This is a genomic window from Winogradskya consettensis, assembly GCF_018332715.1.
Classification (GTDB): domain Bacteria; phylum Actinomycetota; class Actinomycetes; order Mycobacteriales; family Micromonosporaceae; genus Actinoplanes; species Actinoplanes consettensis.
On sequence record NZ_BOQP01000011.1, the window covers coordinates 1 to 19,648 of the forward strand.

General features: G+C 67.3%; 16 protein-coding genes. 5 read left to right on the plus strand and 11 right to left on the minus strand.

What is annotated here, in order from left to right; all coding sequences use genetic code 11:
• The first annotated feature begins 93 nt into the window (after positions 1-93).
• A complete protein-coding gene (locus Aco04nite_RS12390; protein WP_212997397.1) occupies positions 94-1,545 on the plus strand; it encodes a MerR family transcriptional regulator in 1,452 nt (483 codons plus the stop codon).
• Between the two features lie 19 nt (positions 1,546-1,564).
• Here Aco04nite_RS12390 and Aco04nite_RS12395 read toward each other — a convergent pair whose 3' ends face one another.
• Positions 1,565-1,864: a helix-turn-helix domain-containing protein gene (locus Aco04nite_RS12395; protein ID WP_212997398.1), complete on the minus strand. Its 300-nt coding sequence runs from the start codon at positions 1,862-1,864 to the stop codon at positions 1,565-1,567.
• 72 nt (positions 1,865-1,936) lie between these two features.
• Positions 1,937-2,131, minus strand: a complete 195-nt coding sequence (locus tag Aco04nite_RS12400; RefSeq protein ID WP_212997399.1) for a hypothetical protein — start codon at positions 2,129-2,131, stop codon at positions 1,937-1,939.
• 93 nt (positions 2,132-2,224) lie between these two features.
• Between Aco04nite_RS12400 and Aco04nite_RS50005 the strand changes: the two genes are divergently transcribed.
• Positions 2,225-2,512 (plus strand): helix-turn-helix domain-containing protein, encoded by a 288-nt coding sequence (locus tag Aco04nite_RS50005; protein WP_212997400.1) that lies wholly within the window; start codon positions 2,225-2,227, stop codon positions 2,510-2,512.
• Positions 2,513-2,710: 198 nt separating this feature from the next.
• Here Aco04nite_RS50005 and Aco04nite_RS12410 read toward each other — a convergent pair whose 3' ends face one another.
• The 4 genes from Aco04nite_RS12410 to Aco04nite_RS12425 all read right to left on the minus strand — a co-directional run bounded on the left by Aco04nite_RS12410 (position 2,711) and on the right by Aco04nite_RS12425 (position 6,475).
• Entirely contained in the window at positions 2,711-3,742 is a 1,032-nt protein-coding gene (locus Aco04nite_RS12410) for a tyrosine-type recombinase/integrase (protein WP_212997401.1), read from the minus strand.
• Positions 3,732-4,073, minus strand: a complete 342-nt coding sequence (locus tag Aco04nite_RS12415; RefSeq protein ID WP_212997402.1) for a hypothetical protein — start codon at positions 4,071-4,073, stop codon at positions 3,732-3,734. Before Aco04nite_RS12415 ends, Aco04nite_RS12410 begins: the two co-directional genes overlap by 11 nt.
• Before the next feature lie 163 nt (positions 4,074-4,236).
• Positions 4,237-5,994 carry an ATP-binding protein gene (locus Aco04nite_RS12420; protein WP_244875987.1) on the minus strand — a complete coding sequence of 586 codons (1,758 nt, stop codon included), beginning with the start codon at positions 5,992-5,994 and terminating at the stop codon, positions 4,237-4,239.
• A 109-nt stretch (positions 5,995-6,103) separates the two neighbouring features.
• Positions 6,104-6,475 (minus strand): winged helix-turn-helix transcriptional regulator, encoded by a 372-nt coding sequence (locus tag Aco04nite_RS12425; protein WP_212997404.1) that lies wholly within the window; start codon positions 6,473-6,475, stop codon positions 6,104-6,106.
• 89 nt (positions 6,476-6,564) lie between these two features.
• On the opposite strand from Aco04nite_RS12425, the gene Aco04nite_RS12430 reads away from it, so the two are divergent.
• Positions 6,565-7,407 (plus strand): SDR family oxidoreductase, encoded by an 843-nt coding sequence (locus Aco04nite_RS12430; protein WP_212997405.1) that lies wholly within the window; start codon positions 6,565-6,567, stop codon positions 7,405-7,407.
• A 37-nt stretch (positions 7,408-7,444) separates the two neighbouring features.
• Here Aco04nite_RS12430 and Aco04nite_RS49580 read toward each other — a convergent pair whose 3' ends face one another.
• The gene (locus Aco04nite_RS49580) at positions 7,445-8,617 is read right to left on the minus strand and encodes a collagen-like domain-containing protein (protein ID WP_280519336.1); all 1,173 of its coding nucleotides are present in this window, start codon (positions 8,615-8,617) and stop codon (positions 7,445-7,447) included.
• Between the two features lie 1,141 nt (positions 8,618-9,758).
• Here Aco04nite_RS49580 and Aco04nite_RS12450 point away from each other — a divergent pair.
• Positions 9,759-9,926: a hypothetical protein gene (locus tag Aco04nite_RS12450; RefSeq protein WP_212997406.1), complete on the plus strand. Its 168-nt coding sequence runs from the start codon at positions 9,759-9,761 to the stop codon at positions 9,924-9,926.
• Between the two features lie 411 nt (positions 9,927-10,337).
• Complete coding sequence (locus Aco04nite_RS12455) at positions 10,338-16,820, plus strand: IPT/TIG domain-containing protein (protein ID WP_212997407.1); 6,483 nt, start codon at positions 10,338-10,340, stop codon at positions 16,818-16,820.
• Between the two features lie 150 nt (positions 16,821-16,970).
• On the opposite strand, the gene Aco04nite_RS12460 is transcribed toward Aco04nite_RS12455, so the two are convergent.
• From Aco04nite_RS12460 to Aco04nite_RS12470, 4 genes are all read right to left on the minus strand, one after another.
• On the minus strand, positions 16,971-17,666 hold the full coding sequence (locus Aco04nite_RS12460) for an RICIN domain-containing protein (RefSeq protein ID WP_212997408.1): 696 nt from the start codon (positions 17,664-17,666) through the stop codon (positions 16,971-16,973).
• Positions 17,667-17,803: 137 nt separating this feature from the next.
• A complete protein-coding gene (locus tag Aco04nite_RS12465) occupies positions 17,804-18,262 on the minus strand; it encodes an HAD family hydrolase (protein WP_308161639.1) in 459 nt (152 codons plus the stop codon).
• The gene (locus Aco04nite_RS49585; RefSeq protein WP_280519337.1) at positions 18,205-18,330 is read right to left on the minus strand and encodes a hypothetical protein; all 126 of its coding nucleotides are present in this window, start codon (positions 18,328-18,330) and stop codon (positions 18,205-18,207) included. Before Aco04nite_RS49585 ends, Aco04nite_RS12465 begins: the two co-directional genes overlap by 58 nt.
• Before the next feature lie 25 nt (positions 18,331-18,355).
• The gene (locus Aco04nite_RS12470) at positions 18,356-19,597 is read right to left on the minus strand and encodes a Fic family protein (RefSeq protein WP_212997409.1); all 1,242 of its coding nucleotides are present in this window, start codon (positions 19,595-19,597) and stop codon (positions 18,356-18,358) included.
• Positions 19,598-19,648 lie beyond the last annotated feature (51 nt).

Sequence of the window (19,648 nt, forward strand, 5' to 3'; positions counted from 1 at the left end):
TCAATTCCTTGACACGTTCCGATGGAGGGCGGCGCTGGGATGTCACTGCCCCGAGTCGTCGCGGACCTGATCTGTCGTCTGTCGGGAGGACGCATGACCGTCGAGCCTGACGCCGATCTGCCGCGAATGTTGCGGATCGCCGACACGCTCGACTGGCCGACAGCGGACGGCAACGTCATCCCGCTGAGAATCTCCGCAGCAGTTGAGAACCGGAAACGCGACATCGACCAAGCCAGTCGCCTGAAGGCGCGAAGGCTGACCCTCGCCACCCTCGTCCTTCGCGACGGCCTTACCGCTGACGAGGCCGCGGACAAGCTCGGACGCAGCCGTGATGACGTGGTGACCGACGTCCGATCGTGGCTTAAAGATCACCAGCCAGTGAACGTGCCGACAAGGGGAGCGCGCAGCGCGTTGGTCGACTGTCCGATTCCCGAACCCAAGCGCGTCATTTGGGCAGCGTTGACCGGTACTGCGGAGTCCGGCACAAGCGACGAGTATCGGCAGCTCGTCATGGCCCGCTATCTCGCTGACGACATCATCCACGCCAACAGTTGGGTGCGCCGAAATCTGTCTTTCGATCGTCAGGCCCTGGCGGTCATCGCCACCCTCATCGGCCAGGGTATCGATGCCGAGCAGGGTATTCGGGCCGATGACATCGCCAACCGTCTTGGCTGCACGTCGCAGGACATCCTGTACCTGTGCACCGGTCCGAGTGAGAGATATCGAGGCGTCCTCGAGCGAACCTCGACCTCCAGCCGTCGCGTAAGGCCGCGTCGCTGCGAGCGAGGACATTGGCTGCTGCACATCCTGCCCACGATCGAGACCGAGCAGTCCAATGGCCTGCTGTGCGGCACCTGCCGTGCAACGCCGGATGGCGTCGCTCTGCCGGCTCCCTACTTCGACCTGTGGGATGGCCCGGAGGCTCGCCAGCACGACCTTCGGGACGCTCCTGGCACGGTCCTTGCCCAGGCGCCTGTCGCCGTTGCTCCCGGTGCTCGACCTCGCATCATGCTGAACATCGGGGAAGCCGCCGCGTACCTCGGGGTCAGCACCTCAGCTCTTCGTACGTGGAGCAACAACGGTCAGGTGGCCTGCGAGCAGCGGCCGCGGCGGTATGACCAGCGGGTCCTGGACAATCCCGAGACTCAGGCGCTGGCAGCCCGGTTCCACGCGACTTACGGTCAGCGCAGCGCTGCTGATGGCCGGTTGACCCTACGGCAGGTGAGCGAACGCCTCGAGGTGCCGGAGCACTACATCCGAGACTTCTTGATCACGCCCGGGAAACTGGCGTACGTGCGAGGTGGTTCGAAGGGCAACCAGTTGCTCTTCGACCCGGTCGACGTCGATGCTGTCCCGCAGGAATGGCGTGAGCGGCACGCTGCAAATCTTCTCGGCATCGGCGAGGTGGCCGAGCGGTTGCGGCTCTCTACCGGACAGGTGCGCTCAGCAGCAGCCGATGGACGCATTCCGTCCGTGGTGACAGACGGCAACACGCGGAGGTTCCGACCTGGAGTCATCGAAGCGTGCAACCCGAGCGCCGCATGAACTGCGCCGCCCCGGAAGGTCACTGACCTTCTGGGGCGGCGGTGGGCGGGGCCGGCTTGAGCTCGTGCCCGCAGGCGGAGTCGGCCAGAGTGCCCAACGGCACCGACACCGCGTGGGCGATGGCGTGCAGAGTCTTGACCGTGCACGACTTTCGGCCCTGCTCGATATCGACGATCATCCGCCGCGATATTCCGGAACGCTGCGCCAGCCCATCGAGAGTCAAGCCAGCTGCTTGCCTCGCGGCGGCGACCCCCTGCCCGAGGCCGGTCGCGTTGTAGGGGAACGACTCACTCACCGGCGTTTCGTCCAGCTCATGCAAGACACAGCTCCATACGACCGGGTGCACGGTGAAGTCTGCCCGCCATCGTACGGGGTTCTTGAACGACGTCGCCTAACCTGCGGTTGGCCCGCTCTCGCCGTTGTCCTTCTGCGCGCTATCGCGCTGCGCAGCGGCCCGTCGACGTTCGAGGTTGACCGATCTTTCGAAGGTGTAGCCGATCCAAGTCTCGGTGGACACGAACTCGGATTCCGCCCTCCTACGTGCCAGGTCGTAGATCTCGTCGCTCAGATCCAGGGTGACGATCACTCGACTCACCTTCCCGCTCCTTGGCCTCAAGACTCTCGAAGGTGCCAGCGATGCATCTGGCACCAGTGATGCACTTTAGTGCACTGTGGGTTCGTGCCGCTGTCAGATGAACAAGTCGAGCCTGCCGGCGAACCGGCGCCGTTCGAGCTCACTCTGCTCGGGCGAGCCGTCGCCTCGGCGCGTGGAGCCGCTCGCCTGACAATCCGAGACCTGGCCGCACGAAGTGGTGTAGAGCCCTCCGTTCTCCGCGATATCGAGCAGGCCCGCGTGGATTGCGACCTCAAGGATCTCCACGCCATCGCTCATGCGCTAGGAATCCGGTTCAGCCAGCTCATCGCCTCGGGGGAAACCGGATCGGCGGGTGGCTCGGGCCGGGCGTGAACCCGACCCGAGCCACCCGCCTCACTTGCCTGTGCGGCGACCGGGAAGCCTGCGCATCGTCGCTCTCAGGTGCTCGTCATCGTCGCTGGACTTGTGTACGTAGGTGTCGAGCGTGGTGCTCAGCTGTCCGTGTCCGAGCCACTTCTGTACCCGTGCCGGTGCGATTTCGTAGCCGCCCTCCGCCGCCGGCGCGAGACTTCAGGACGCGTAGCCGTGTCTCAACCAGTGGAAGGTCCAGATCCAATCGCACTCTTTCCGTGCGGCGCCGGCGAGCTTGCCGGCCTGATCCGCCCACTTCGTGCGAGAGCGATGCCGCGGAAAGAGCCATCCCCGCTCCGGTCCCTTCCGGCTGCGGGAGTCCTCGATCAGAGTCTCGGCGACCTCGGCGTAGCAGGACCACAGTCGGGTAATGCGGGTCTTACCGCCCTTCGGGAGGGCGAGGTCCGGCCATGACCCGTAGCGATCGAGCTGCCAATCCACCTGGATGTCCAGCGTCTTGAGATCGATCGAGTCGTCTCGCAGCGCAAGCGCCTCGCAGATCCTCAGCCCCGATCCGAAGGTTAGCCAGGTCAAGCGTTTCCCGTAGCCCGGGTATTGGGTCTCCAGTGCCGCCGCGTACTCGTCGACATCTGCCACTTCCGGACACAGGTCCAGCGTGATCTTCTCTCCCTTACCTTTGACTGCCGCACGGGTGCGGTACGCCTTCACGACGCCTCGACGCTGCTCATAGGTCCCGAACGGGTTTCCTTTGAAGTAGCTGTTGTTAACTCCGAACTGAATGAAGTGCCCAACCGTGCGCGCGACGTTTTTGACGACCTGTTCAGAGGCTTTGGCAGCAATCAATCCGCTGAAGATGTCCGTGAAGTGGTACATCTCGGTGTCCCGACACCGTACGGCGCCCACCTCTGGCGGGACGTGGACATTCCAGTCGGACTTGTACTGCCGGATCGTTCCCTCGGGAGCCCTCTCCTTCCGCAGTTTGTCGAGGGCGGCTTGCGCCAACTCGTCCAGAGTCACCTCCGTCCGGGGCGCGACTCCCTTGAGCCCTTCCCGGAGGCGTGCGCGTAGCTCCTCAGCCCGTTCTTCAGCGTTCTCCCGGCTGCCGCAGCGCTCCTGCTTGCGATCTCCTTCACCCGGCCTGCCGCCGGTCCAGTAGCTGACGCGCCCGTCGGCGTAGACCCGGACCGGATCGTTGTCCCGACGGCGGGTCACCTTTCGCTTAGCGGACACGTTCGACCCCCCGCTTCCGCGGCTTCGGCTCCGACTTCGCCGGCGCTGCGGGCTCGGCGGCCGCCAGCCAGTCTTCGACCGTCTTGGGATGCCAGCGAGGAAGACTCCCCAGCATGCGGGGAGTCGGAAAGGTTGGATCTTCGGTGCGGATGTCGCCCAGGTGACGCGTACTGATCTTGAGGTACGCGGCGACGTCTTCGGTGTCCCATGCTGTGCCGATGGAAGAGCGTTGCTCCTCGGGTGCTGATGTCATGACTCGGTCCGTCCGGCCCGAGCCGAGTTGCGCATTGACCTCCCGCGCAAAGTTGCGCAGCGGCGCGTACTCCAGCACCCCTTGTGTGACACCTGTGTGACGCCAGCTTGCAAAGTCCCTGTTCAGGGGCTTGATGATCTCCTTTCTCGAAGACCACCCAGATCTACGAGGGCACCAACCAGGTCCAGCGCATCGTCATGGCCCGCCAGATGCTCAAGGGCTGACAGCGGGTTCTTGCAGATCAGAGCGGAGTCGACCTGTCCTGCCCGATCCACCGATAGCTACGCTTCGGGCTCCGAACGGGTCCGACGACCTCGATTTTTTGCTGTTCGGCCAGAGCCCGCAGATGGTTCAGGACGGTATTCCTGGATAGCCCGGTCATTTCAGCAAGATCACTGGCTGTCGCTTCTCCGCGTGTCTTGAGCGCTTCTTCTACGTCAGGCGGGGATTGTTGAGAAAGCGCCGAGAAGAGGTCAGGAGTCTCCGGTCGGCCGGAGACCTCGGGGTCCAGGACATACCGTGCGTAGCGTCTGCCGCCTTCCTTGACGGCGAGTCCCTGGTCTACAAGGTCTCGCAGTACCTGGCCGGCGGTGACGCGGTCCACGCCCCATTGCCGGAGCATCTCGTTTGTCAGGTAGTCGTCGCGCAGCATGGCGAGGGCGAGCTGATGTGCCTGTGTAGGGAGGCGGGCTCCGAGGTGTGCGATCCAGGCGCGCGTTTCGGGGCTGAGAAGCTCAGAGCGTGCCATGGTGACGATGAAGCTGGCTATGGAGCTCCGGAAGCTCGGCCGAGGCAGTCCTCGGCGTCGGGCGACGGCCAACATCGCGGGAATTCCCGAAGACCGGTTCTCGGCCACGAGTTCGTTCGACGATGGGAGGTAGGTGTCCGCGAGGAGGCTGGCCATTACCGCATTCCGAGAGGATGAGATGCCTTCCTCGCCGAGTTCGTCAACGATGACTCCGCCGTAGAGTCCACCGGGGCTGCGAACGACGAGACGGTCGGGGAAGAGTTCGACCTGCACTTGAGTGCCCCTGGTGACCGGGCTGTAGTCCCGGTGCATCAGTGCGTTGACGACCGCTTCGCGTACTGCTTCGAGGGGGTACTCGACCTCGTCCACGCGTGAACCACGATCAGTGATGACTGCTCGAACTGCAAGGTTGCGACGAATCATGGACAGCGTCGTCTCGATCATCTCAGGGATGGAACCGCGAACCGTCTGGTTGTCCAGGAACCTGGTCCCCGAGCTCGAGTCGGGGCTGTGCACCACGACCGAGACCATCAGCTGGGGAAAGAACTGCTGCGGAAACTGGCCGTAGGCCAACAGCCCCGCCAACGTCAAAGGGGAATTTGCGGCTCTTTCGGCGGTGATGCCGAGGCGAAAGAGGACCGTTGCGTCGTCGGACTGTGCGAGCTTGGGAAATCCGGACCGGATTCGTCGCAGAGTGCGCCGTAGCGCCTCATCGTCCAAGTCCTCTATTGAGGTCCCATCGACGAGCTCCCGGTCGTACACGGGTTGAGTCCGGGCGGCTATGACGAGGGCTATCTCGGCCTCGGTCATGTGGCGGTCGCCATCTCCTCCGCGTAGATAGGAACCGCCGGAGACTCCTTGTGTGGTGACGTAGACGGGGCGCCGATCCGCTGACATCGGCGGAACTTCGGCCACGACCAGCCGATGGCCCTCAACTTCGACGATCTCGGTGCTGATCTGAAGCGGAGGAGTGATGTCGTCCCGCGACATCTGCACCAATGCATCGCGGAGCGCGCTCGGATCCTTGAGCTCGGCCAGACCGAAGCCGGTCGCCTCATCCACGCCAAGGAGGATCATCCCGCCATCCGTGTTCGAGAAGGCCGACAGCGTCTCCCGGACAGCTTTGGGCAGCCCTCCGGCGGCGCGCTTCGCCTCAATCCGTGTCGGCTCGCCGCCTATCCGGCGCAACGTAGCGAGGGCTTCTCTGACGCTTTGAGCGCTCATGAGCACCATCTCATCACCCAGCTTCACAGCGAGCAAGCAATATGTGAAGAGGGTGTGAAGCTATGTGAAGTCCTGTGAAGTCATTGTCTGCGGGCGACGCGGGAATGTCCACGCTCGGCGATTTACCCGACCGGTGCTACGGCGCGTCGTATTTTGGCAGTCGCTGCGTGATTCCGTCGAAAAGTGACCCGAGTTGGGCGCCGACGTCGCGGCCGAAATCGGTCAGACCGTAGGTGACCTGGGGTGGGGTTGTGGGCTCGACCTTTCGCCAGATCAGGCCGTCCTGGAGCAGGGTGCGCAACGTCTGGGTGAGCATCTTCTCGCTCATGCCGCTGATGCTTTCGCGCAGCTCGTAGAACCGCAGGTCGCCGTGGCGCAGGGAGATCAGCACCCAGATCCCCCACCGGCTGGTCACGTGGTCGACCACGTCGCGCGCCGGGCAGTCGGTGTTGAGCACCTCATAGCGGGTGCCCTCGACGGCCGGTTTGAACTGCCAGCCTCCCGCCATGGCAGGAGCTTACCCCGAGGTATGTACTTACCGATGGTGAGCAGCGCTCCCTAACGTCGTGATCAGCAAGCGACGCGAAGGAGCTGAACATGATCGTGGTGACCGGAGCTACCGGGAACATCGGCCGGCCGTTGACGCGGGCCCTCATCGACGCCGGCGAGCAGGTGACGACGCTGTCACGGCACGCGGTGCAGGAATCTGACGGCGTACGTCACGTGGTGGCTGATCTTGCCGATCCCGCCGGCCTCGAGCCCGTACTGGCCGGAGCGAAGGCGATGTTCCTGCTGCTCTCCGGCGCTCTGCACGGCGCCGAAGCCCGTCCCGTCGAGGTGATCGCCCGGGCAGCGGCCAGCGGTGTCCGTAAGGTCGTCCTGCTTTCCACGCTCGGCGTCGTGACCAGGCCGTTCGGGACGACGCGGATCAAGATGCGCGAACTGGAAGACACTCTGCGTACGTCCGGTATGGACTGGACCGTGCTCCGGCCGGGCGGTTTCGACTCCAACGCGCTGTGGTGGGCCGGGACCGTACGCGAGCAGCAAACCGTTTCGGCGCCCTTCGGCGACGTCGGGGTGCCGATCGTCGACCCGGCCGACATCGCCGAGGTTGCGGCGGCCTGCCTGACCGACGACCGGCACAGCGGCGGCGTCTACGAGCTGACCGGCCCGGCCGTCATCACGCCGCGCCAGCAGACCGGGGCGATCGCCGCCGCCCTCGGTCTGCCGGTACGGTTCCACGAGCTCACCCGGGCCGAGGCCCTGGCCGCGATGTCCCAAGCGATGCCGGCCGAACTGGCCAACGACACCCTGGACATCCTCGGCTCACCCACCCCGGCCGAGCTGCGCGTCAGCCCGGACATCCAACGCATCCTCGGGCGGGCACCGCGTACGTTCGCCGACTGGACCGCCCGCAACATCGCCGCGTTCCGACCCTGATCGCCCGGCGATCTGCAGCTCGTCCTCAGCAGAGGAATCAGACGACAGTCGCGCAGATCGCGAACGCCGTCACCGTTCCCAGGCCGGAGTTGGACGCGGTCCAGGCGGTCTGGGACGAGGGGTAACTCGCACTGAGCTGGCCGCCGCCGGCCACGCTGCCGCCGCCGCCCAGGACCTTCTTGCCCGCCGGGCAGGAGGCAACGGAGCTGCTGTTGCTGGCGGTCCCCGTCACCAGCGAGTAGCCGCTCACCCCATCGGCGCCGGCGGGACCCCGGGCGCCCGTCGCGCCGGTGTCACCCTGGGGGCCCGCCGCGCCGGTATCACCTTTGGCGCCGGTTGTGCCCTGCGGTCCTGTGGCGCCGGTCGATCCGGCCGGGCCCTGAGGCCCCGCTACGCCGGTGGTGCCGGTCGCGCCTTGGGGGCCGGTGGCACCGGTTGTCCCGGTCGCGCCTTGGGGGCCGGTGGCACCGGTTGTCCCGGTCGCGCCTTGGGGGCCGGTGGCACCGGTTGTCCCGGTCGCGCCTTGAGGGCCGGTTGCTCCGGTCGTTCCGGTTGCGCCTTGGGCGCCGGTCGGACCTTGCGGGCCTGTCGCGCCGACGTCACCCGCGAGGCCGGTCGCACCCTGGGGGCCTGTTGTCCCGGTCGCGCCGGTCGCACCCTGGGGACCTGTCGCTCCCTCCGGTCCGATCACGCCCTGCGGACCCGTCGCGCCGGTGTCACCCTTAGCGCCGGTGTCTCCGGGCAAGCCCTGTTGGCCCTGCGGCCCCATCGGACCCTGCGGGCCGATCGCGCCCTGCGCACCGACCAGGCTTGCGAGGAACTCGGTCACGGTGCCACTGGCATTGCCGTTCAACGACCGCCACGTATCAAAGGCCGAGTCGCCGGTTGCGCCCTGCGCGCCCGTTGCTCCCTGCGCGCCGATGAGTGATGTCAGGAAGTCGTCGAGAGTGCCGGTGTTGGTGTCACTCCACAGGTCGTACGCGGACCTGCCGTCGAAACCCCGCGGACCGACCAACGAGTCGAGGAACTCGTCCACGGTGCCGGCGTGCCCGTTCGCCAGCCATAGTTGGTAGGCCGAGAATCCTTGAGCTCCCTGTGCGCCGATCAGGGAGGTGAGGAAATCGCCGACCGTGCCGCTGTTGCCCTCCTGCAGCCACAACGCGAACGCCGACAGCCCATCGGCCCCGGTCGCCCCGGCCACTCCGGCCACTCCGGTCGCACCCTGAGCCCCGGTCGCCCCGTCAGCTCCCGCAGCGCCTATTGCGCCGTCAGCTCCCGCAGCGCCGGTCGAGCCTGTTGCGCCGACCGCTCCTGGTGCGCCGACCGCGCCGGTCGCACCGGCTGCGCCCGTTGCGCCAACCGCGCCTGTCGCGCCAACCGCGCCAACCGCGCCAACCGCGCCCGTCGCCCCGACTGCACCTGTTGCACCGGTCGCACCCGTTGAGCCAACTCCGCCAGTTGCGCCAGTTGCGCCCGTCAAACCGGTAGCTCCGGTAGCACCCTTGACTCCGGCCGGCCCGATCGGACCGATGAATCCCTGCGCACCGGTCAGTCCGGTCAAGCCCCTGGCCCCTGGCAGCCCCGGAGTACCCGGCAGACCGACAAGCCCCTGCGGACCGAGGGGCCCGACCGCGCCCCTGGGCCCTGCCGGACCTACCGGACCCATCGGCCCGGTGGCGCCTCGCGGACCCATCGGCCCAGCCGGCCCAGTGGTACCGAGGAGGCCTTGAATGCCGGCGACGCCCCGCAGCCCGCGCGCGACGTCGCCATCGTTCGGATCGGATTGCGTCTGCGGGCTGATCCGATACCAGGAGATCAGCGTCCCGTCCGTGCATCGGCGCCCATGGGCGTAGTCGATGACGCTCACGACGCCGGTCGACTTTTTGGCGCACGCATAGATCACCGTCGTCGCCGCGGAGGTTGTCCCGGCCTCGGCGGAGCCGGGCGAACTGAGCACCAGCGCCGCAGCCGTGGCGGCGCCGAACCCGGTGCGCATTATGGAGATGTTCATCGAGATCCAGCCTTTGATCGGGGGGTAGGCTAGGGATAGTTATTTCAAGTTATTTGCCCCGACTTGCGACCTGGTCATCCTTCGGTAGTCATCAGGTTGCCGAGCGTGAATCCATCAGGCGCGCCGCACTGGGTCCGGTCGCCCTTGAGCGGCCGGCGGGCCACGACGATTCGCTGGGCCCACCGACAGCGACAACCGGCGGCGGGGGCGCGCAGCTCGGCGTGACCGTCCTCGACCCGGCGTCAAGAAGAGCGTGTAGTGCAAAGAACGATCAAGGCCCCACGAAGAGCTGGGCCTGGACGTCCCGGGGGACCCGCACGCCGCGCGACCGTACGTTGGGATGAGCCGGGCGGCGAGTGGGTCGGAGCAGGCGGGCGTTACCGCGACCAACTGCCTGGTCCGTCGGGGTGAGAAGGAGCGGGCGGCGCCGGGGAAGCCCGCGCTGACCGCGCTGACCGGGGTGACGGCGATGTCGAGGTCGGCCGCGGCGAGCTGTGCGCCGCGCTGATCCTCTATCTGGGTGTGGCCGCGTGGGGCTTCGTGTTCGGCGTCGTCTCCATCGCGTGGACCGCCGTCGTGATCATGTTCCCCGCAGCGATCGCGACCATCGCCGGCAAGCGGCACGCATTTCCGCAGTGGCCCGCAACTCCCCTTCGCAAGAGTTCGACGAACCCGACGCCCAGCGGCCGAGTCGAAAGCTCAAGACTAGATATCTTCACGTTTGCCCCTAATTGTGGGCCTCGCTCCGCGACGATGCAGAGGTCTAATCGTCTTGAGGGGTCCGGGGGCAGACGTGCGTGGCGTTCGTTTTCTGCTGAGCGGTGGTATCGCCGGAGCGGTTCTGGCGGCTTCTTTCCTCGTCCCGGGGGCGGCCGCGGCCGAACCCAAGGGGCCGCCGAGTGACACGCCACCGCCGGCGGTGACCCTGAATGACCCCGCTCAGCAGTTCGCGGCGCGGACGCCGCTGAAGAGTCTGGCATCGATCGCGAGCGTCTCGGCCGAAGCCGGCCTAGCGTCTCTGGGTGTCACCTCGTCGGGCAGCGTCTCGGCCCTCGCGCCGGGCTTCTCGCCGGCCAACCACTACTACCAGGCCATCACCGACAGCCCCGCGCTCACGGTGACCCCGGTCGCCGCGGACCTGGGGGCCACGGTGGAAGTGCGGCTCGAGGGCGCGCTGCAGACACCGGCCAACAACGGCTCGGTGGCGCTGTCGCTGAGCCGCGGCCGGAACGAGGTGACGATCAAGGTCACGGCTTCGAACAGCAGCACCACCGACACCTATCACCTCGCGGCCTGGTTCAACGTCGCCCCGCAGGCCAAGATCGTCGGCATCACCGGCACCACCACCACGGTGTACGGCGGAACCCGCTCCACCGTCACGTTGCGGGACGGCACCTTCCCCGGCTACCCGTGGTGTTACCGGGTGGGGGCGGAGGTGGCCAGCGGGTCGGCGAGTGTCATCGGCAGCACGCTCGACCCGGACACCGGGCTGACGCAGGTCGTGCTCGAACTACCCGAGGCGGTCGACCACAAGCCGGGGATATCGGACCTCAAGCTCAGCACGTACTGCAGCATCGGCAACTTCTACGGCATGGAGAGCCGGACGACGCTCTCCAACGCGTACACCTTCACCGATGACTTTCAGATCACCAGCGCGGACATCCCGGACCCGGTCACCTCGGGGTCGGTGATCGTTCTGCGCGGGCACGGCGTGGTCAGCCCGGCCGATGTCGTGTACTGGATCAAGGACGCGCAGGGCCGGATCCTCGACGACGTCTACTGGTGGGGCTGGACCGGGGACGACAACGCGACCATCTACGTCGAATACCCCGACGGTGAGGCGTTCGGGGGCAGCGGCCCGCGCACCTTGTACGCGGGTGCCTGCCCGACCCGGTCGTACCGCTACAACAGTGACTGCGTGCCGATCTGGTCCCGGAGCATCAACTGGCGGGCCCCGGCCCCGCTGGATCTGTCGTTCACCCCGTCGGCGGGCCCGGTCGCCGGTGGTACCAAGATCCGTCTGAAGGGCCGTTTCCTGGTCTCGGGCGAGGACGAGGCCACCATCAAGGTCGGCGGCGTCGACGTCCCGGACTACGACGTGGTGCACGAGGGGTGGGACGGCGACACCTTCGAGCAGTACACCCAGGATTACGACACCATCGAGTTCCCCGCGCCGCCCGCCGCCGCAGCCGGGCCAGTCAAGATCACTGCGACCAATCCTTACGGTTCTGCGACCACGGCGGCCAGTTTCACGTACGCCGCCCGGCCCGGAATCACGTCGATCAGCCCCACCACGGTGGCCACGTCGGGTGGCTCGGTCATCACGGTGCAGGGTACGGACTTCGGCACGACCGGCCGCCCCACGGTCATCATCGGCGGGATCAAGTCGCCGCTGGTCACCCGCGTGAGCAACACGAAGCTGACCGCTGTCGTGCCCGCGGCCCAGACGCCCGGCCCGGTCGCGGTGCAGGTTTCCTCGGCTCAGGGCGGCGGGATCTCCGAATCCGCGTCGCTGACCCTGGCAGCGCCCGGTGCCGCGCCGGTCATCTCGCAGGTGAGCCCCGCAAGCGCGAAGGCCGGTGACGAGGTCACGGTCACCGGCACCGGCTTCGGGGCCACCGGAACGGCCGGCGTCAGCGTCGACGGCGTGTGGGCGCGGGTGACCGCGTCCAGCGCCACGTCGCTGACCTTCGAGGTGCCCGCGGTTGACACCGTCGGCGCAAAGGACCTGGTGGTTGGGGCCGTCACCGGTGCCGTGACCCGGGCCGGGGGCATCACCGTCCTGCCCGAGAACGGGATCAGCTCCGTTTCGCCGGCTGTCCTGCCGTCGTACAACACGGGCAGTGCCGCGAAGATCACCATCACCGGCGCGGGGTTCGGCACCGCGGGCACCGTCAAGGTCGGCACGGCGGCGGCCGTCTCCTACACCGCGACCAGCGGTGGCACGGTGATCAGCGGGGTCTCCGTGCCGACGGGTGCGGCGGGTTCGCTGCCGGTTGTCGTGACCCCCAGCGGCAGTTCGACCGCGCTCCGCAGCTCGGTCCGGGTCACCGGCCCGGCCATCACCTATGTCGGACCGGAACCGTACAACGCCTTCTTCCTGCCACCGAGCCAGGATGAGTACGACAGCGGCCTGGTCCTGCAGGGCCCCACCACCGGCGGCATGAAGGTCAGGATCCAGGGCAGCGGCTTCGGCCCGGCCGGGACCCTGCGCGTCGGCTCCACGACGGTCACGGCGCTGTCCTGGTCGGACACCGCGATCACGTTCCTCGCCCCGGCCATGCCGGTCGGATCGGCCTCCGTCACCGTCGCCCCCACGGGCAGTTCGCTGTCCGCGACGCAGGCGGTGGCCCTGCTCTACACGGCGAGCCTGGGACTGCCGACGATCGACCGCATCTCCTCGACCACCGATCTCAGCCATTCCTTCCGCAACGAGTTCGACCCGGTCGGCGATCTCAACGACGCGTTCACCCTGACCGGGACCAACCTGACCGGTACGGCGGCGGCGAGCACCCGCGTCATCGTCGAGGATCAGGGCGGCGGTAACGACGTGACGCTCGCCCCGTCCGCCGTCACCGAGACGTCGCTGACGTTCCCGGCGCCGCGAGGGTTCTCGAACGGTGGCTGGAAGCGGGTCACGGTGGTCACCGATGTCGGCCGGGCGTACACGACGACCGGTGTCCTTTATCTGAACGCCGGTGTCACCCTGACGCGGACGCCGGACTTCGGCAGCTGCCTTCGGACCGCGCAACCGGCCACGGGCAACGTCACCCAGTCACCCGCGGTCGTGACGATCACCAATTCTGGCGGTCTCTTCGGGTCGGCCGGCACTGTGACGATCGACGGTGTGACCATCGTCCCGACCAGCTACGCGGACGGGCAGATCGTCGTCGACCTGGCCGCGCTGCCCACCGATCTCAGCAACCCCTGGGGCGCCAAGACCTTCGTCATCACACCGTCGGACAGCGGCAAGGCGGTCCAGCGGGTCGGTTTCGTCTGCGGGCTCGCATCGTCGGTGACGACCACCGCGAACGGGTCGGCGAACCAGCTGACGATCCCCGCGGGACAGTCGTACACGCTCGGCAACACCACGTCGGGCTTCATCGGCGCCAACCCGTTCGTCGTGACAGCCCCGTCCGGGTACGAGTACGTGACCGCCGCGACGTACGGTCTGCACGGTTTCACCACCGGGGCCACCGCCGGTGCCCCGGTAGCCGCGGGTGACTACTACGTGCGGGTGGCGCGCAACCGGGCGACCTATGCCGCGGAACGCTACGTGTGGCTCAACGACCCGGCTCCGGTCCAGGTGACCATCACGGGTACGCCCATCACGCTCACGCCGATGTCCGCCACCGGTGCCTCGTTCACCTACCGCGGTCAGCTCAATGACGGCACCGACTTCACCGTCACACCCAGCTCCACCACCGACCCGATCACCAAGGTCGTCTGGGAGTACCGCAACTCGACGTGTGACCAGAGGCCCCTGACCGACGGCTGGACCGAGGGCCTGCCCGGCAACGTGGCACTCGCCGACCCGAACTGTGGCGGCGACGGGGTCTCGACGGCGGCGTGGGACGTCCGGGTCAAGTCGTTCGAGATGAAGACGTCCGGGACCGACCGCGGCATCTACTACGTCGCCGACAAGCCGGTCACCCGGATCACCATCACCCCGCGCGACCTGACCATCGGCGCGGTCCGCGCGGACAAGGTCTACGACGGCACCGAGGCGGTGACGCTGGGCGAGCTGACGTTCACCGGCGCGGTGGACGGCGACTCGATCTCCCTCGTGGGCAACTCTGGCTCGGGGACGTTCGCGGACGCCACCCCGGGGGTCAACAAGCCGGTCACCCTGGCGGACGACGTGGCGCTCGCCGGGTCGGCGAAGACGAATTACGTCCTCACCAACCCCCGGCCGACCGTCACCGGCACCATCGCCAAGGCTGACGCGGTCCTCGCCCTGTCGGTCAGCCCCAAGTCGGTGCTGCTGACCGAGAACACCCCGGTGGAGGTCACCGCGACCGTCACGGACAAGCGCACGAACGCCGCGCCGAACCCCGGCGCCGCTCTCGCCCAGGTGGTCCTGACCTCGCAGACCCCGGCCATCTGCACGATCGCGGGTACGACTGTCACCGCCAGCAGCGCCGGCACCTGCGTGATCACGGGCCGGCAGGCATCGTCGGTGAACTACAACGTCGCGACCGCGGCCTCCGACCCGGCCGAGACGGTGGAGACGATCGAGGTCAGCGTGTTCGGCGCACCGCAGACGATCGCGGTCGTCGCCGACGACCTCACCGTCCCGGTGGGCGACGACATCGCACCGACCGCGCAGATCACCGGCCTGTTCGACGGTGACGAGGTCTCCGGTGTCGACTACGACTACTACCAGGGCAACCAGGTGCTCAACGGCGCGCCCACCGATCCCGGCACCTACAAGATCGTGCCGCGCGGTGGTTCCCTGAACGCCGCCAACGACTCGGCGTACAGCAACCCGACCAGCTTCCAGTACGTCGCGGGCTCGCTGGTCATCACGCCCGTACCGCCGGAGATCACCCGCATCTCCCCGGCGATCGGCGTCGTCTCCGGTGGCACCACGGTCACCATCACCGGCAACCGCCTCGACACCGTGCGCTCCGTCCGGATCGGTGACACCGTGCTGCGGATCCCGGACTTCCAGGTGAACGGCGACGGCACGAGCCTGACGTTCCGGACCCCGGCGGTGTCGGCGCCGGACGTCGTCACGGTCACCCTCGTCGCGGGAACGGCGGAGGCGAGCGCGACCTACAGCTACATCGCCGACCCGACGCCGATCCCCGACCCGCCCGCGCCGCCGGTCACGCCCACGCCCGCGCCGCCGTCGGCGCTGACCGCGGCACCGGTGGCCAGGGCCGGAACGTCGTCCATCAGCGTTTCGTGGCAGGCCGTCACGGGACAGGTGACCGGCTACACGGCGTACGCGTCACCCGGGCAGGCCACCTGCACGACAACGGCCCCGGCCACCTCGTGTGTCATCGGAGGCGTCGCGGGAACGAGCTACACCGTGACCGTCGTGGCATCCGGCCCGGGTGGTGCTTCGGGACCGTCGCTCGCGTCGAACGCTGTCGTGCCGACCGAGCCCGAGACGCCGGCGACCGTACCGACCGATGTGCCGCTGACCCTGACGACCGACAAGGGCAAGCTGTCCCTCGCGGTGCCGTCCCAGCAGATCATCGTCATCGGCACCGGTTTCGCGCCGTTCTCGACGGCCACCGTGACGATCTACTCGACCCCGATCGAGCTCGGCCAGGTGACCACCGACAGCAACGGTGACTTCGCGGCACCGGTGACGGTGCCGGCAGGGCTCGCCGCCGGTGAGCACACGTTCCTGGCCGTCGGTGTCGACCCGGCGGGTGCTCCACGCAAGATGGCCCTGCCGGTCACCGTGGCACCGACCAGCCCCGGCAGCAGTGGCACGGGCGACACTACGCAGAAGACCGTGCTGCCGGTGCCCTCCGGTGGTGGCATCACGCTCCTGGACGCGTCCGGAAACCCGGCCACCACCGTCACCGTCGCCGGGCAGGGAACCTACGCACTGGACGCCACCACCGGAACGATCTCGTTCGTGCCGGTCAAGGGCTTCAGTGGCAAGGCCGACCCGGTCAGCTATCGCATCACCGATGCGATCGGCACGATGATCACGGGTACGTACACCGCGGTGGTCACCAAGAGCAGCACCGACAACCCGGGCCCGGGGCCGTCGACGGGCACGGTGAAGGTGAACGTCGCCAAACTGACCGTCACCCGGGGTCAACCGGCCAAGGCGACGTTCCCGGTCGTCGTCTCGTTCTCGACCGCGGTCAAGGGTCGCAACAGCGTCGTGCTGTGGAGCACGGTCTCCGGCAAACGGGTCGTCGTCGGCGCCGGCCGGAGCACCATGGCCAAGGCGACCCGGCGGGCGGCTGTGCCGATCACGCTGAACGCGCTCGGGCGGGCCCTGGCGGCCAGGCTCGGTGGCTACCCCGTCGCCGTTGCGGTGACGACGACGCCCACCACGGGCCGTACGTTGCGGGCCAGCAGCCGTACCAATCTGGTCCTCAACGCATTCACCGCGGCCCGGCCGGTGTACTTCACCACGTCGTCCTCGGTGGTCAGCGCCGCCCAGCGCCGCTACCTCACGGGTCTGCGGGCCAAACTGACCGGCGTCGCCTCGATCACCTGCGTCGGGCACACCGACGACCGGGGCAACGCCAAGGCCAGCCGGAAACTCGGCGAGCGCCGTGCCGCCGAGGTCTGCCGCCTCCTCACCGCCCGACTGAAGATCAAGACCTCAGTCATCACCCGGGGTGAGGCCAACCCGTCGGCCAGTAACAAGACCCCGGCCGGTATGGCCCGCAACCGCCGGGCCGACATCACCATCCGCTACTAGAACCGGGCGTCCGGCGGGCCGTCACCCCACGGGTGGCGGCCCGCCGCTTTTCCTCAGGATTCAGGACAGCGGCGTACGCGGCCCGCACCGACCACGGCTGGCGCGAGGTCTGCGACGTTTCTCGGGAATTCATCAAACGCTGAAGCTGACTTACGCGGGCAGCTTCCAGCGGGCATTCGCGCCCGTGGTGCAGGGCAGAACGGCGAGGGCCGGGCCACCGTCGTCGTCGGGGCGGATCGTGAGGCAGCGGTCGTTGAGAGGGCTGTAGAGCGTACCGTCCGATTTGTGGGTGTAGATCTGCGCTCCGCCGAGATTGCAGTCCCAGAGCTGGATCTGGTAGTTGATGTCGGCCCCGCCGTTGCCGCCGAAGTCGAGACACTTGCCGGACGCCTCGTTCTTGAAAACGTTCTGCGTGACAATCCACTTCTGTCCGGCCGAGCCGTCACACTTCGCGGCCGAAACCTTCGCCCCGTTGATCGTCGACGAAGGCAACTGGATGCAACGCCCGTCAGCCGAGGTCGGCGTCTTGGTAGCCGCCACGGTCTTCGTCGGCGACGGGGTCGCCTTGGGCGTAGGCGACTTCGTGGTGTGCTTCGGTTTTGGCGATTTTGTCTTCGCATGTTTCGAGGGCGACGGGCTGGGAGTCGCCGCCGAACCACTGACAAAGACGGTGATGGTCGAAGCCGGAACGGGCGCCGTGGACGCATCCGCCGCAAGCGCGACAGTGGTCGTCGCTTTGTCGCCAGGTTTGTTCACCAGCATCACCACGGTCGCAACGACAAGTATCAAACCAAGCGTGACCAGGCCCGCCGCAACGGCAAACCACTGGTTCTTCTTCAATGACACCGGGGACCTTCACTTCGCACATCGACGGTCAGAGAATCGGCGACAGGCCGGTGGAACGCCGACACCTTACGCCATGGTCACCCACCCCCGATCATCGCCGAATATGTAAACAATCCTTTGAGGACTGTCCGTATTTGTTACGCGACGGTAGTGGCCCAATGGGTGAGGGTGGGGTGGGTCAGGGAGGGGAAGATCGTGTCGGCGGCGAGGGTTACGCCGGGTAGGGAGGGGACTCCGACCACGTGCATGGCGGCGGCGCGGGCGGCGGCGACGCCGGTGGGGGAGTCCTCGAAGGCGATGCTCCGGGTGGGGTCGGCGTTCAGGGCTGCGCAGGCGGTGAGGTGCAGGTCGGGGGCGGGTTTGGGGTTGGTGACGTCCTCGGCGGCGTACATGTGGGTGAAGAAGTTGTCTAGGCCGGCTGAGACCAGGGCCGTGGTGACGAAGGCGCGGGGGTTGTTGCTGGCCACCGCGATCGGCACCCGGCCGTGCAGACTCCGGGCCAGGTCACGCGCGCCGAGGAGCGCCTGCGCGCCCGCGTTCAGCCGAAGCTGTGCCCGTTCTCGGCGAAGATCACGGTCTCCGCGCGGGTCCAGCAGGTCTCGGTATCAACGAGCAGACCGTCGCAGTCGAAGACCGCGGCATCAACCTCGAGCGGCAGCGACATGCACCCGATCTTCGCAGGTGGCCGCTCAGGGAGCGGCCCGACGGATCAGGGAGGCGTAGTCGTCCAGGACGTCCAGGATGCCGGTGTGTTGCCAGACCCGGTTTCTCTTCAGTCCGGTGCATTCGACCAGGACACCCCGTTCGACCAGAATTTCGAGGGCGCGCATTGCGGTGACGTCGTTCATTGCCAGCTCGGCGGTCAGGTATTTGGAGTTGACCACCGGTTGTCCTATCAATCTGGGCAGCACCGCCCATGCGGTGGCGTGGGTCCGGACTCCGGCGAGTTTGTCGCGGGCATCCGCCAACTGTGCGGCGAGGTTGTCCACCAGGGTTCGGCCTGAGGCGGCGGCGAAGCGTGCAGCATCGGCGAAACGATGCACGATCGGCCCGGCGTCACCTTCCCGGAAGGCATTGAGGGCATCGAAGTACGTATCGGTGTTGGTCAGCAGGCCCGCAGAGATCGGCACGGTGACATGTGTGACGAGCCCTTTGCTTCTCAGCATGGCCTGGGCGAGAGCGCGCCCGGTGCGGCCGTTGCCGTCGACGAAAGGGTGGATCGTCTCGAACTGGGCATGCGCGGTCGCTACCTGAACCAGCACCGGTAGGTCGTCGCGATCCGCGAAGTCGACGATGTCCTGGATGGCTTCGGGGATCCGCTCATACCGGGGAGCGACGAAGTCGGCACCGATCGGTCCGGCGTTGTCCTTCCCGATCCAGACGGCTTCTTGCCGGAATCGCCCGGCATGATGCTCGAAGCCGCGCTGGTGCCGCAGCAGCTCGAGATGCATGGTCAAGATGGATTCGGACTCGATGTGATCGGAGAGCCTCAGGGCAGCTTCCATGGCCCGGACGTTGCCGATGACCGTCTGGGCGTTTGCTTTTTCGGTCTGGCCGATTTCCGCGAGCGCCAATTGACGAGCACTGGTGGTGAGATTCTCGATCTGAGAACTGGACGTGCTCTCGGTGCGCAACAGAATCGCGGACATCGGGACCAGGGCGGGGCTCTCTGCGCCCAGGACCTGCAGAGCATGCCGATCGAAGTCGGCCAGCGCACGGGTGCCGTCTTCAACGTCGGCGGTGACGCCATTCGTCAAGTTCGGTTGCCATCCGGCCAGCGGTGCCGTGACGATGGAGTGGTAGGTCCCACGTTGGCGGCGCAGCTCCGCCCGGGAGTAATAGCCCTGGTCAGCAGGTATCCATGTCTGGGCTTCGTAGGTGGCTGCCGGCACCGGGACGGAGTCGGGTGCTGTCGGCTCATGTGTAACCACGATGCCAGCTTACTTACACTTTACTGAGAAAGTGTAAGTAAGGCGCGTTCT